Below are 14,311 nucleotides of genomic sequence, written 5' to 3'. Positions count from 1 at the left end.
GGCTAGACCTCCAGCGCGTAGCCAAGGCCACGGTGGGTGCGGATGGGGTCTTCGCTGGCACCGGCCGCGCGCAGCTTGGCGCGCAGCGTCTTTACATGCGTATCAACGGTGCGGTCGGCGCTGTCGGCACTGCTGTCCCAGCCACGGTCCATCAGCTGGGCACGGCTGAGGATGGCGCCCGGGCGCTGCAGCAGCGCTTCCAGCAGCGCGTACTCGTAGCGGGTCAGGTCCAGTGCCTGGCCGCGGAAGCGGATACGCCGACCTTCGCGGTCGATGGCAAAGGCGCCATGTTCCTGCCAGCCCGCATCGGCGCTGGGTCCTGCGTTGACCGGTGCCGCGCGGCGCAGGCGCGCACGCACCCGCGCCACGAGTTCGCGCGGCGAGAACGGCTTGGTCATGTAATCGTCGGCGCCCAGTTCCAGGCCCAGCACGCGGTCCACTTCATCGTTGCGGGCGGTCAGGAAGATCACCGGCAGCTGGGCCGCCGGCCCGGGCTGCGCGCGCAGCCGCCGGCACACCTCGAAACCGCCCAGGTCGGGCAGGCCCACGTCCAGCACCACCACGTCGATATCGCCGGCCTGCAGCCGTTGCAGGGCCTCGCCGCCGAGCAGGCAGTGGCTGGCGGCATAGCCTTCGCTGCGCAGCGCATAGAGCACGGTTTCGGCGATGGCGGCTTCGTCCTCGACCACCAGGACATGGGCAACGGGAGCTGTCATGGCGCGCAGCATAGCCGCTGCGGCCGCCGCCCCGTACACTGCCGCCCATGAACTACCGCCACGCCTTCCATGCCGGCAACCACGCCGATGTGCTCAAGCACATCGTGCAGCTGGCCCTGATCGACAGCTTCAAGCGCAAGGACAGCCCGTTCTTCGTGCTCGATACCCACGGCGGTGCCGGCCGCTACCTGCTGGCCAGCGAAGAGAGCCGCAAGACGCTGGAGGCCGAGTCCGGAATCATGCGGCTGATGGCCCAGCCCAAGCTGCCCGAGGTGGTCGAGCGCTACCTGAAGGCGGTGCAGGCCGACAATCCGGTGGGCGCGCTGACCAACTACCCGGGCTCGCCGCTGTTGAGCGCACAGGCCATGCGCGCGCAGGACCGCATGGCGGTCTGTGAACTTCAGGAGGCCGAAACGGCCACGCTGAAGGCCCTGTTCGCCCATGACAGCCGCGTCGACGTGCGCGCCGGCGATGGCTATGCCCTGCTGCGCTCGCTGCTGCCGCCGAAGTTCAACGGCAGCAAGATCGGCCGTGGCCTGGTCCTGATCGACCCGCCGTACGAGGCCCAGGACGCGGAATACCAGAACGTCCTGGCCGCCCTGGCCGAGACCTTGGCACGCTGGCCGCAGGCCACCTGTGCGGTCTGGTTCCCGATCAAGCAGCGGCGCACCATCCTGCACTTCCTGCGCAAGGCCACTGCCCTGCCGGTCAAGTCGGCGATGACGATCGAGTTCCTGGTGCGCCCTGACGACTCGCCGCTGCGGCTCAACGGCAGCGGCATGCTGCTGCTCAACCCGCCCTGGCAGTTCGACCGGGTGGTCGGCCCGGCCCTGCCGGCGCTGCGCCAGCACCTGGGCGAACCCGGTGCCAGCACCCGCCTGGATTGGCTCAAAGCACCCGAATAACGGCCTTCACGAGGCTGTACCGCCGTGAGCCTTCCGTTCACGGAATGCAGCCCCGGTGATGCCACAATCGATGGACCACCAAGGAATCACCCGGTATGGCCACTCGCAACCGCATGCCGCCCTGGCATGAGATCTTCAAGGCTCCCAGCGGCCACGAGCTGCTGATCCGCCCCATCCGCCCGGAAGATGGCGCACCGCTGCAAGCGGCATTCAGCCTGTTCGGGCCGGAAGAAATCCGTGATCGTTTCCTGCAGGCGGTGACCGAACTGTCGCCGGAGACTACCCAGCGCCTGACCCACCCGAACCCCAAGACCGAGATCACCCTGGTCGCAGCCGAGTCCCTGCCCGCTGGCGAAGCGGTGGTCGGCGCGGTTGCCCGGGCCTCGATCATCCCCGGCACCCGTGAAGCCGAGTACGCGATCCTGATCAGCCGCTTCCTGATCGGCCAGGGCCTGGGCCGGCAGCTGATGCGCAAGCTGGTGAAGTGGGGCCGCGGCAAGTACCTGGACCGCCTGTACGGCGACGTTGCCGCCGAGAACGAGCCAATGAAGCAGCTGGCCGCCTCGCTGGGCTTCAAGCCGGTGCCGCATCCGAACGGTGCCGAAGGCCTGGTGCGGATGGTGCTGGAGCTGGACAACTGACGGATGCGTCGGGCCCTGCCCGGCGACGTTGATTCAACCGCTGCGCTCGCCGGGCTTGGCCCGGCGCTACACCCGCTCACGTCACGATCATGGGCCCGGCAGGGGCTTCTGCTAAAATCCGGAGTCCATGTCGCGTACCTCATACCCCGCCCCGCCGCTGCCGCGTGCCGGCCAGCTCCGCGCCTGGTGGCGCGCCCCCGCCTCTCCGACCGCCCTGGCCTGGTACCTGGCCCAGGCCGCGCGCGCGCACGACGCCCCGCTGCTGGTGATCGCCCGTGACAACCACGGTGCCAACCAGCTTGAAGCCGACCTGCAGACCCTGCTTGGCGGCGACCCGGCCCTGCCGGTGGTCGCCTTCCCTGACTGGGAAACCCTGCCCTACGACCGCTTCAGCCCGCATCCGGACATCATCTCGCAGCGCTTGGCTGCCCTGCACCGCCTGCCCACGCTGAAGCGTGGCCTGGTGATCGTGCCGGTGCAGACCCTGCTGCAGCAGCTGGCCCCGCGCAGCTATGTGATCGGTGGCAGCTTCGACCTGAAGGTCGGCCAGCGCCTGGACCTGGAGGCCGAGAAGCGCCGCCTGGAAAGCGCCGGCTACCGCAACGTGCCGCAGGTGATGGATCCGGGCGACTTCGCCGTGCGCGGCGGCCTGCTGGACGTGTTCCCGATGGGCGCCGACGAGCCGCTGCGGGTAGAACTACTGGACGAGGACATCGACTCGATCCGTGCCTTCGATCCGGAAAGCCAGCGTTCGCTGGACAAGGTCGAGGCGGTGCACATGCTGCCCGGCCGCGAAGTGCCGATGGACGAGGCCAGCATCGCACGCGTGCTGGCCTCGCTGCGCGAGCGTTTCGATGTGGATACCCGGCGCAGTTCGCTGTACCAGGATCTGAAGTCCGGGCTGGCCCCGGCCGGCGTCGAGTACTACCTGCCGCTGTTTTTCGAACGCACCGCGACCCTGTTCGACTACCTGCCCGACGGCAGCCTGCCGGTGGTCTGCGCCGGTGCGTATGAAGCGTCCGCCGCATTCTGGGCGCAGACCGCGGACCGCTATGAGCAGCGCCGCCATGATGTGGAGCGCCCGCTGCTGCCGCCTTCGGCGTTGTACCTGTCGCCGGAGCTGCTGCGCGAGCGCCTGAACGATGCCCCGCGCATCGAGGTGTGGGCGGCTGACCATGCGCGCATCGCCGACGCGCACGCGCTGGGCGACCAGCCGCTGCCACCGCTGCCGGTGGCCGCGCGCGAAGCCCCCGCCGGCGATGCGCTGAAATCCTTCCTCGGCCATTATCCGGGCCGGGTACTGATCGCCGCCGATTCACCCGGCCGCCGCGAGGCGCTGCTGGAAGTGCTGCAGGCCGCCGAGCTGAAGCCGCCGGTGGTGGCCGACCTGCCCAGCTTCCTCGCCGACGACGCGCGCTTCTCGATCGCGGTGGCACCGCTGGAGGATGGCTTCGCGCTGGACGATCCGCGCATCGCGGTGCTGACCGAGCGCCAGCTGTTCCCCGAGCGCGCCGGCAGCACCCGGCGCACGCGCCGTGCCGGCCGCGAGCCGGAAGCGATCATCCGCGACCTCGGTGAACTGACCGAGGGCGCGCCGATCGTGCACGAGGATCATGGCGTCGGCCGCTATCGTGGCCTGATCGCGATGGACGTCGGCGGCATGCCCGGCGAGTTCCTCGAAATCGAATATGCCAAGGGCGACCGCCTGTATGTGCCGGTCGCCCAGCTGCACCTGATCAGCCGCTATTCCGGTGCGTCGGCGGAAACCGCGCCGCTGCATTCGCTCGGTGGCGAGCAGTGGAGCAAGGCCAAGCGCAAGGCCGCCGAGAAAGTACGCGACGTTGCTGCCGAGCTGCTGGAGATCCAGGCCCGCCGCCAGGCGCGTGCCGGCCTGGCACTGCAGGTCGACCGCGCGATGTACGAGCCGTTCGCGGCCGGTTTCCCGTTCGAGGAGACCCCGGACCAGCTGGCCGCGATCGATGCGACCCTGCGCGACCTGGCCAGCAGCCAGCCGATGGACCGCGTGGTCTGCGGCGACGTCGGCTTCGGCAAGACCGAGGTGGCGGTGCGCGCCGCGTTCGCCGCCGCCAGTGCCGGCAAGCAGGTGGCCGTGCTGGTGCCGACCACGCTGCTGGCAGAACAGCACTACCGCAACTTCCGCGACCGCTTCGCCGATTACCCGCTGAAGGTCGAGGTGCTGTCGCGCTTCAAGACCAGCAAGGAAATCAAGGCCGAACTGGAAAAGGTCGCTGCCGGCACCATCGACGTCATCGTCGGCACCCATCGCCTGCTGCAGCCGGACGTGAAGTTCAAGGACCTGGGCATGGTCATCGTCGACGAGGAGCAGCGATTCGGCGTGCGCCAGAAGGAGGCGCTGAAGGCGCTGCGCGCCAACGTGCACCTGCTGACGCTGACCGCCACGCCGATCCCGCGCACGCTCAACATGGCCATGGCCGGCCTGCGCGACCTGTCGATCATCGCCACGCCGCCGCCGAACCGGCTGGCGGTGCAGACCTTCATCACCCAGTGGGACAACGCGCTGCTGCGCGAAGCCTTCCAGCGCGAGCTCGCGCGCGGTGGCCAGCTGTACTTCCTGCACAACGACGTGGAGAGCATCGGCCGCATGCAGCGCGAGCTGTCCGAGCTGGTGCCGGAGGCACGCATCGGCATCGCCCACGGGCAGATGCCCGAGCGCGAACTGGAAAAGGTGATGCTGGATTTCCAGAAGCAGCGTTTCAACGTGCTGCTGTCGACCACGATCATCGAATCGGGCATCGACATCCCCAACGCCAACACCATCATCATCAACCGTGCCGACCGTTTCGGCCTGGCCCAGCTGCACCAGCTGCGCGGCCGCGTCGGTCGTTCGCACCACCGTGCCTACGCCTACCTGATCACCCCCGACCGTCGCGCGATCACACCCGACGCCGAGAAGCGCCTGGAAGCGATCGCCTCGATGGACGAGCTGGGCGCCGGCTTCACCCTGGCCACGCACGATCTGGAAATCCGCGGCGCCGGTGAACTGCTTGGCGAGGACCAGAGCGGGCAGATGGCCGAGGTCGGCTTCAGCCTCTATACCGAGCTGCTGGAACGCGCGGTACGCAGCATCAAGCAGGGCAAGCTGCCCGACCTGGATGCCGGTGAAGAAGTGCGCGGTGCCGAGGTCGAGCTGCATGTGCCGGCGCTGATCCCGGAAGACTACCTGCCGGACGTGCACACGCGCCTGACCCTGTACAAGCGTATTTCCAGCGCGCGCGACACCGATGCGCTGCGCGAGCTGCAGGTGGAGATGATCGACCGCTTCGGCCTGCTGCCGGATGCGGCCAAGCACCTGTTCGCCATCGCCGAGCTGAAGCTCAAGGCCAACACGCTGGGCATCCGCAAGCTGGACCTGGGCGAGAACGGTGGCCGCATCGTGTTCGAGTCCAAGCCGAACATCGACCCGATGGCGGTGATCCAGCTGATCCAGAAACAGCCGAACCTCTACGCCATGGAAGGGCCCGACAAGCTGCGCATCAAGCACCCGCTGCCGTTGCCGGAAGACCGCTTCAATGCGGCCCGCGCCCTTCTGACCACCCTCGCCCCGGGTTGATCGCCCCCCCCCCCGAACACCCCGCACCGGTCCCCACCCGGTGCGGGCGGATGACCATGCTCCCTGACGCCGTACCCGCCCCCGACCTGCTGCACGCGCAGTCCTGCCTGATCGATGCGCTCTCGATGTCGCTGCAGATGCGCGACGCCTACACCCGCCACCACTGCGACCGTGTCGGCCTGCTCGCGCAGTGCCTGGCCGCGCACTGCGACCTGGGTCAGGAGGCCTGTGCACAGGTCGGCCTGGCCGCGCGCTTCCATGACATCGGCAAGATCGGCATTCCCGACGAGGTGCTGCTGGCCCCGCGCCGCCATACCGACGAGGAACGCGCGATCATGCGTGAGCATCCGGTGCGCGGCGAACACATCTTCCTGGCGACCGGTCGCAGTGACGCCGCGCCGGTCGCGCAGCTGATCCGTGCCCATCACGAGGCCTTCGATGGCAGCGGCTACCCCGATGGGCTGCGCGGCGAATCCATCCCGCTGGGTGCGCGCATCGTCACCATCGCCGATGCCTACGATGCGATGACCAGCGTGCGCCCGTATCGCAATGCGATGGAGCATGAGGCCGCATTGCGGATCATCGACGAGCAGGCCGGCGGGCTGGTGGATCCGTACGTGCTGCAACGCTTCCATCGCATGCTGGAGCGGGAACCGGCGCTGGCGTAGCTGCCCGCCGCCGGGCATGAACTGACGCGCCCGCCGACGCACCTGTAGAGTCGACCGTTGGTCGACTGCTCTTCGTCCAGACCGCGAAAATCCCGCGCTGCGCGCGATAGTCGACTAACAGTCGACTCTACCAGCCGCCGCTGCGCTGCCGGCCTGGAAGACAAAAGGCCCGGCGTTCGCCGGGCCTTTCGCTCCACGCATCACGGGTGATCGATTACCAGATCACCACGCGCTTGTCGTCGGCACGCACCATTGCATCGCCGGCCTTGCACTGGAAGGCGGCCGCGAACGAAGGCATGTTCGACGGTGCACCGTTGGCACGGAAGTTGGCCGGCGCATGCGGATCGGTGTTGAGGCGGACGCGCAGCTCACCATCGGTGAAATTGCGGCGCCACACCGTGGCCCAGTTCATGAAGAAGCGCTGGTCCTGGCTGTGGCCATCGACCTCGACATTCGCCTTCGGGTCTTCCTTCAGCGCCATCTGCAGCGCGTCATAGGCCACGGTCAGGCCGCCCAGGTCGCCGATGTTCTCGCCCAGGGTCAGCTTGCCCTTCACGAACACGCCCGGCACCGACTCATAGCCATCGAACTGTGCGACCAGCTGGTCGGTACGCTCGGTGAAGGCCTTGCGGTCGGCGTCGGTCCACCAGTTGTCGAAGTTGCCGTTGGCGGCGAACTGGCTGCCCGAGTCGTCGTAGCCGTGCATCATCTCGTGGCCGATGACCGCACCGATGCCGCCGTAGTTCAGTGCCGGATCGGCCTTGGCGTCGAAGAACGGCGCCTGCAGGATCGCCGCCGGGAACACGATCTCGTTCTTGGTGGCGTTGTAGTACGCGTTGACGGTCTGCGGGGTCATGCCCCACTCGGTCTTGTCCACCGGCTTGCCGATCTTGTCCAGCATGTAGCGGTAGTTGAACGCACGCGCCGCCTGCATGTTGCCCAGGTAGCTGTCGCCGTTGGTCTGCAGGCCCGCCCAGTCACGCCACTTGTCCGGGTAGCCGATCTTCGGGGTGAAGCTGGCCCACTTCTCCAGTGCCTTCTTCTTGGTTTCTTCGCCCATCCACGGCAGCTGTTCCAGCCGCGCCTTCAGCGCCTGTGACAGGTTTTCCACCAGGTGCTGCATGGCCACCTTCGACTCGGCCGGGAACACGGCGTCGACGTACAGCTGGCCCAGGGCCTCACCCATGCCACCGTTGACCGACTCCAGCACGCGCTTCCAGCGCGGCTGCATTTCCTTCTGGCCACGCAGGGTGGTGCCGTAGAAATCGAAGTTGGCCTTCTCGAACTGGCTGCTCAGGTACGGCGAGGCATCGTCGATGGTGTGGAAGCGCAGGTAGGCCTGCCAGGTACTGGCCGGCACATCGGCGAGCATCTTGTCCATTTCACCGAAGAAGCCCGGCTGCGCCAGCGAGAACTTCTGTGCGGCTGGCACCTTCAGGGTGTCGAACAGCGCGGTCCAGCTGAAGTTGGGGGTCAGCTTGTCGGCGTCTGCGGCGCTGAGCGGGTTGTAGCGCTTGGCCGGGTCACGCATTTCGATGCGCGACATCGAGGCCTTGGCCAGGCGGGTTTCGAAGGCCATCACGGCCTTGGCCTGCTCGGCGGCCTGCGCCGCGTCCACGCCGGACAGGGTCAGCACCTGTGCGATGTAGGCCACGTAGGCGTCGCGGATCTTGGCCTGCGCATCGTCGAAGTAGTAGCCCTTCTCCGGCAGGCCCAGGCCGCCCTGGCCGACGTAGGCGATGACGTTGGCCGAATCCTTGTAGTCGGCATTGGCGAACAGCGAGAACAGCACGCCCTTGCCCTCGGCCTGGCTGTCGCGCAGGTACCGGGTGATGGCAGCGGTGTCGTTCAGTGCAGTGATCTTGTCCAGCTGCGGCTGCAGCGGCGCCAGGCCGGCGGCTTCGATCTTGGCTTCGTCGTTGCCGGTCTTCCAGATGTCACCGATCTTGGCTTCCACCGAACCGGCCTTGGCCTGGCTGGCGGCGGCCTGCTGGACCAGCGCGTGCTGCACTTCCAGCGAGCGCTCACGCAGGATCTCGAAGCTGCCCCAGGTGGTCTGGTCACCCGGCACCGGGTTGGCCTTCAGCCACTTGCTGTTGACGAAGCCATTGAGGTCGGTACAGGCGGAGATGGACGGATCGAGATCAGCGCTGTTGAGCGAAATCAGCGGCGTCTTGATCTGCGACAGGTCGAAGGCTGGCTTGGCGTCGGCGCTGGCCGCCGGTGCGGCGTCATTCTTGCCACAGGCCGCCAGCGAAGCAGCGATGGCGATGGTCAGGCCCAGCGGGACCAGGTTGCGGACGTTCATGAGGCTCTCCTGCGGGTAATTTCACAGGGTAGCCGGGGGCGTGAGGTTGGGGACCGGCCAAAGGTCACAGAGCGTCCTTCTGTAGAGTCGAGCCATGCTCGACTGCTCTCCGTTCCGGGTTCATGCTTCGTGCGGCAAAAGCCCAAAGCAGCCGAGCGTGGACTCGGCTCTACAAAAGCGAAGGCCGGCTTGCGCCGGCCTTCTGCTTCTTATTTCGCCTTGCCCTGGTTGGCCACGGCTTCGGCGGCCTTGCGCGCCGCTTCCGGGTCGCCCAGGTAGCGGAACGACTGCACGGTCAGGTCATCGTTCAGTTCGAACAGCAGCGGGATGCCGGTCGGGATGTTCAGCTCGAGGATTCCCTCGCGCGAGACATTGTTGAGGTACTTGTACAGCGCGCGCAGCGAGTTGCCGTGGGCGGTGACCAGCACGGTCTTGCCGTCCTTCAGCTGCGGGGCGATGGCGTCGTGCCAGTACGGCAGCACGCGGTCCAGGGTGGTGGCCAGCGATTCGGTGCCCGGCAGCGCGTTGCGGTCCAGGCCGGCGTAGCGGCGGTCGTGGATCGGGTGGCCCGGATCTTCCAGGTCCATGGCCGGCGGCGGGATGTCGTACGAACGACGCCACACCTTGACCTGGTCTTCGCCGTGCTTGGCAGCGGTCTCTGCCTTGTCCAGGCCCTGCAGGCCGCCGTAGTGGCGCTCGTTGAGCCGCCAGGACTTGTTCACCGGCAGCCAGTCCTGCTCCAGCTCGGCCAGCGCACCCTGCAGGGTGTGGATGGCGCGCTTGAGCACGGAAGTGTGGGCGACGTCGAACTGCAGGCCTTCCTCGCGCATCAGGCGACCGGCGGCAGCCGCTTCCCGGCGCCCCTGCTCGGTCAGGTCGACATCGACCCAGCCGGTGAAGCGGTTGTCCAGGTTCCACTGGCTCTGGCCATGGCGCAACAGTACGAGTTTACGGGTCACTGCAGGGTCTCCAACGCGAGGAAAGGCAGGCCGCCATTGTAGCCCCGGGCGCCACTCACCGGGCCGTGGCGCCGCGCATGCGATGCTGCGGCCAATGAATACGGTGATCGACCCCGGACGCTGGGAAGGCAGCGTCGCCACTGCCCGCGCGCAGCAGATCCAGCTTGCCGGCCGCGTGGAGCGCCAGGACCGCTTGCCCCGCCACATGCGCTGGCTGGCCGGGCTGGATGTCGGCTTTGAAGACAACGGCGCCATCACCCGCGCCGCGGCGGTGCTGCTGGATGCGAAGACGCTGCAGCCCGTGGCGCAGGAGATCGCGCGGATTCCTACGGTGATGCCCTACATCCCCGGCCTGCTCAGTTTCCGCGAGCTGCCGGCGCTGCTGGCGGCACTGGCGCTGCTGCCGCAGGCGCCGGATCTGGTGTTCGTCGATGGCCACGGCATCAGCCATCCGCGCCGGCTGGGCGTGGCCGCGCATCTGGGCGTGGTCACCGACCTGCCGAGCATCGGCGTGGCCAAGTCGAAGCTGGTGGGCCGGTTCGTCGAGCCGGGCGCCGAGGCCGGTGCACATACGCCGCTGCTGGAGGGCGATGAACAACTGGGCTGGGTGCTGCGCAGCAAGGTGCGCTGCAAGCCGCTGTTCGTGGCCGGTGGCCATCGGGTCAGTGCCGACACCGCGCTGGGCTGGGTGCAGCACACCCTGCGTGGCTATCGGCTTCCGGAGCCAACCCGGCTGGCGGATCGGCTGGCCTCGCGGCGGGACGAATGACCTTCGCTGCTCTGGACGGAGGCAGCCTGCGCGGTCGTGTCGGGACGATTGGGTAGAGTCTACTGTCAGTTGACTATCGCGCGCAGCGCGGGCTTCGTCGCAGCCTCGCAGGAGAGCAGTCGGCTAATAGTCGACTCTACCAGGGCGGTTTCGCCCCGTCGATTTCGACCAGCCGGTTTCACCCAGCCGGCGTCTCTCTTATGCCATTCAACGATGCACGTGGCCACGATGGCCCTGCGCGTCCTCGCCATGGTCGTGGCCCTCGTGGCCCTCGTGTCCGCCGCCCTTGGCCGGCGCCGGCCCGCCACAGGCTTCGCCACAATGGTCCGCTTCAATCTGCAGTGTCACGTGCTCGATACCGAAGTCATCATGCAGGCGACCGCCCAGCTCGCGGCGCAATGCATCGGCGTCGGTGCCGTCGCGCATCACGATGTGCGCGGTCAGCGCCGGCGTGCTTGAAGCCAGCGCCCACACGTGCAGGTCATGCACGTCCAGGACTGCGGCGTGGCCGGCCAGGCTGTCGCGCACCCTGGCCACATCCATGCCCTTGGGCACGCCTTCCAGCAGCACGTTGATCGCCTCACGCATCAGCACGTAGGTACGCGGCAGCACCCACAGGCCGATCAGCACCGCCAGGATCGGGTCGATCGGTTTCCAGCCGGTCCACTTGATCAACAACGCGCCGGCGATCACCGCCACCGAGCCAAGCATGTCCGCCCACACTTCCAGGTAGGCGCCCTTCACGTTGAGGCTCTCGCCGCTGCCGGCCTGCAGCAGGCGCATCGAGATCAGATTGATGACCAGGCCCGCTGCGGCAATCACCAGCATGCCCGACGAGGCAATCTCCTGCGGCTCGCGGAAACGCCCAATGGCCTCCCACAGGATGTAGCCAGCGACCACGAACAGCATCGCACCGTTGATCATCGCGCCCAGCGCTTCCAGGCGTGCATAGCCGTAGGTGCGGCGCGCGTCGGGCGGGCGCCGGCTCAGCCGCACCGCCACCAGCGCGATCATCAGCGCCAATGCATCGGTAGCCATGTGCGCGGCATCGGACAGCAGCGCCAGGCTGTTGGTCCAGAACGCGCCCACCACTTCGACGACGAGGAAGGTGGTGGTCAGGCCGAGTGCCCACCACAGGGGTTTCTCGTGGCGGATCTGGGATGGCAGGTGGTCGTGGTCGTGGCCCATGGCAACAGCTCCTTTGCGATGCGGTGCAGGCTACGCGGTGCCGGCGGGGGAGACTATTACGATGTTTATAACATTGCAGGCCACACGAGCCCTCGCCGGGCATGGCCCGGCGAGGGCTGCAGACCGACGACCGCCTGCGGTCAGAAGCCGAAGCGCAGGCTGGCCCAGTATGCGCGGCCCGGCTCGTTATAGGTCGCCGCCCCGGCATCGCTGCTGTTGGCCTCGCGGAACAAGCGCTTGTCGGCCAGATTGTTCACTCCGAAACCGAAGCTGACCGTCTCGGTCACCTTGTAGCGCGCGCTCACGCCCCAGATGTTGTACGCGCCACGATCCTGCAGCGCGATCGATGCATCGCAGCTGCCAGTGCAGCGCGGGTCGTTGTTGATGTTGGTCGTGGCCGGTTCCTGCCTGCCGTAGAAGGTGCCGGTCAGCAACACGGACAGCCTGTCGGTGGCCTGCCAGTCCAGCATGGTGTTGATCGTGTACTTCGGAATCACCGACAACGGCTGGTGCGTGGTCTTGTTCTCGTTTTCCACCATGTAGGTGAAGTTGTTGCTCCACTTCAGGCGGTTGCCCTGCTCGCCCAGCAGCGGAATGACCAGGTTGCCTTCCAGCCCCTGCACGATCGCCTTCGGCGCGTTCTCCCAGCGGAAGATGCGGCCCTTGGTGTCGGCGGTCAGCCCGATCTGGGTGTATCCGGCCTGGATCTTGTCCTTGTAATCGTTGTGGAAGTAGGTCAACGACGCCTGCCAGCCGCTCTGCGGTGCCCACTCGATGCCCAGTTCCTTGTTCAGGCTGGTTTCCGCCTTCAGGTCCGCGTTGCCGCGCATGTAGCAACCGGCGCCCAGGCTCGGCAGCGCATTGGGGCAGCCGTTGCCGCGGGTGTAGTAGAGATAGTCCGGATTCGACTGGTACAGGTTCGGCGCCTTGAACGCGCGGGCAATGCCGCCCTTCACCACCCAGTCGCTGTTGATGCGGAACTGCGCATTGAGGCTGGGGCTGGTGTTGTTGCCGAACTGGCTGTGGTGGTCGAAGCGCAGGCCCGGGGTAACGATCCAGCGCTCGCCCAGGTAGATGTTGTCTTCCACGAACGCCGCCGTGGTCTGCGCGTCGGCCTTGCCCCGCGCACGGTCGGCCGACAACCCTGGAATACCGCCGCCGCTGCTGCTGGACTGGCTCATCGAATACGGATCGGTCAGGCGGCTGTCCAGGTATTCAAAGCCGAGCGTCCAGATGTTCTCTGCGCCGCCCAGCGCGGTCGGGAAGCTCACTTCGCCATCCAGCTGGTAGTTGCGCAGGCGCGAGGTAGACCAGTCGGTGCCGTTGAAGCTGCCTTCCGGGCCACCGGCCAGGCCTTCATTGATGCGCGAGTTGTTGACCGCCTCGACTGCGGCCGTCACCCGCGAAGTGACATCACCCCAACGGCCGCGGTGGGTGACCGCACCGGTGTTGCGGTACATGCGGTTGGTCTCCGCTTCGCCCTCGGCCAGTGCCGCCAGATCGACGCCGGTCGAGGTACCGGTGGTGCTGACGGCGCGGTCGCCGGCGTAGATGTTGCCCTGGCGGCTGGTGCCGGCTTCGAACTCCACCACCTGGTTGGCGGTCACGTCCCAGCGCAGCAGCGCGTTGACGTCGCGGTTCTTGACACCCTCGCGGCCGGCTGGCGGCACCGCGTTCGGATTCGTCGCGTACCGGCGATTGAGGTCCAGCGAATCGGCGTCGGTCCTGTTGAGATTGCCGTACAGGCGGAACGACAGGGTATCGGTCATCGGCCCGCTGAGCTGCAGGCCGACGCGCTCGCTGCCCCCTTCGGCACTGTGCTCGGGCACCAACCCAAACAGGTCGACCGCACCGGTCAGATCGCCGGTCGGGTGCTTGGTGATGATGTTGACCACGCCGCCGGACGCACCGGAGCCGTAGCGTGCCGCCGCCGGGCCGCGCAGCACTTCGATGCGCTCGATCATTTCCGCCGGGACCCAGTTGGTATCGCCGCGGGTATTGCGCTCGCCGCTGCGCCCCATGCGCACGGCATCACGGGCACCGACGCGCTTGCCGTCGACCAGGATAAGGGTGTTTTCCGGGCCCATGCCACGCAGGTCGATCTGGCGGTTGTTGCCGTACTGGCCCGAGGCGCTGTTGCCGGTCAGGTTGACGCCCGGCATGGTGCGCAGCAGTTCGGCGATGTCGTTGGCCGGCGGGCGCCTGGCGATGTCCTCGGCGGTGATGGTCGAGGTACCCAGCGCCTGGCGCGCGATCTGCGAGGCGGTGACGTGCACCGTGTCGATATCGGTGGCGTCGGTCTCGGCCCGGGCGGCCAGGGCGCTGCCCGCCAGCAGGGCGGCAACGGCAAGCGCCAGCGGGCGCGGCGAGAGGACAACGGCAGGAGACATGATCTGGACCTTCTGGCAGGGCTACGGGGCCTCTGGCAAAGGGCTTGAGGCAACGACAAGGGGGAGGCGGAGCGTCGCTGCAGTCGCCTGCGGCCCGATCCGTGCGTACATTCTCCCATCAATGCGAGTGATTCTCAAATGCGTTCACTCATTGCCGCAGGGGCACGGATGTGCT

General features: G+C 67.4%; 10 protein-coding genes. 5 read left to right on the top strand and 5 right to left on the bottom strand.

Going from position 1 to position 14,311, the window contains the following annotated elements; genetic code table 11:
* Nucleotides 1–2 precede the first annotated feature (2 nt).
* Nucleotides 3–728 (bottom strand): two-component system response regulator CreB, encoded by a 726-nt coding sequence (creB, locus tag AC5P8C_RS10105; protein ID WP_019659175.1) that lies wholly within the window; start codon nucleotides 726–728, stop codon nucleotides 3–5.
* Nucleotides 729–763: 35 nt separating this feature from the next.
* Here creB and AC5P8C_RS10100 point away from each other — a divergent pair, with 35 nt between their 5' ends.
* From AC5P8C_RS10100 to AC5P8C_RS10085, 4 genes are all read left to right on the top strand, one after another.
* Nucleotides 764–1,621 carry a 23S rRNA (adenine(2030)-N(6))-methyltransferase RlmJ gene (locus tag AC5P8C_RS10100; protein WP_021202507.1) on the top strand — a complete coding sequence of 286 codons (858 nt, stop codon included), beginning with the start codon at nucleotides 764–766 and terminating at the stop codon, nucleotides 1,619–1,621.
* 95 nt (nucleotides 1,622–1,716) lie between these two features.
* A complete protein-coding gene (locus AC5P8C_RS10095; protein ID WP_019659177.1) occupies nucleotides 1,717–2,262 on the top strand; it encodes a GNAT family N-acetyltransferase in 546 nt (181 codons plus the stop codon).
* Nucleotides 2,263–2,389: 127 nt separating this feature from the next.
* Nucleotides 2,390–5,854, top strand: coding sequence for a transcription-repair coupling factor (mfd, locus tag AC5P8C_RS10090; protein WP_019659178.1), 3,465 nt, complete (start codon nucleotides 2,390–2,392; stop codon nucleotides 5,852–5,854).
* Nucleotides 5,855–5,904: 50 nt separating this feature from the next.
* Entirely contained in the window at nucleotides 5,905–6,522 is a 618-nt protein-coding gene (locus tag AC5P8C_RS10085) for an HD-GYP domain-containing protein (protein WP_019659179.1), read from the top strand.
* 214 nt (nucleotides 6,523–6,736) lie between these two features.
* On the opposite strand, the gene AC5P8C_RS10080 is transcribed toward AC5P8C_RS10085, so the two are convergent.
* Both AC5P8C_RS10080 and gpmA read right to left on the bottom strand, forming a co-directional pair.
* Nucleotides 6,737–8,830, bottom strand: a complete 2,094-nt coding sequence (locus AC5P8C_RS10080) for a M13 family metallopeptidase (protein ID WP_019659180.1) — start codon at nucleotides 8,828–8,830, stop codon at nucleotides 6,737–6,739.
* A 209-nt stretch (nucleotides 8,831–9,039) separates the two neighbouring features.
* Nucleotides 9,040–9,789, bottom strand: a complete 750-nt coding sequence (gpmA, locus tag AC5P8C_RS10075; protein ID WP_495218680.1) for a 2,3-diphosphoglycerate-dependent phosphoglycerate mutase — start codon at nucleotides 9,787–9,789, stop codon at nucleotides 9,040–9,042.
* Nucleotides 9,790–9,883: 94 nt separating this feature from the next.
* On the opposite strand from gpmA, the gene nfi reads away from it, so the two are divergent.
* A complete protein-coding gene (gene nfi / locus AC5P8C_RS10070; protein WP_495218678.1) occupies nucleotides 9,884–10,558 on the top strand; it encodes a deoxyribonuclease V in 675 nt (224 codons plus the stop codon).
* A 207-nt stretch (nucleotides 10,559–10,765) separates the two neighbouring features.
* On the opposite strand, the gene AC5P8C_RS10065 is transcribed toward nfi, so the two are convergent.
* Both AC5P8C_RS10065 and AC5P8C_RS10060 read right to left on the bottom strand, forming a co-directional pair.
* On the bottom strand, nucleotides 10,766–11,746 hold the full coding sequence (locus tag AC5P8C_RS10065; protein ID WP_155029177.1) for a cation diffusion facilitator family transporter: 981 nt from the start codon (nucleotides 11,744–11,746) through the stop codon (nucleotides 10,766–10,768).
* 140 nt (nucleotides 11,747–11,886) lie between these two features.
* Nucleotides 11,887–14,136, bottom strand: a complete 2,250-nt coding sequence (locus AC5P8C_RS10060; RefSeq protein WP_459389616.1) for a TonB-dependent siderophore receptor — start codon at nucleotides 14,134–14,136, stop codon at nucleotides 11,887–11,889.
* Between the last annotated feature and the right edge of the window lie 175 nt (nucleotides 14,137–14,311).

The sequence above is a fragment of the Stenotrophomonas sp. YJH_SMC_46 genome (assembly GCF_059370315.1).
Note: the sequence above shows the minus strand (reverse complement) of the source record. Positions and strands in the feature narration are given on the sequence as shown.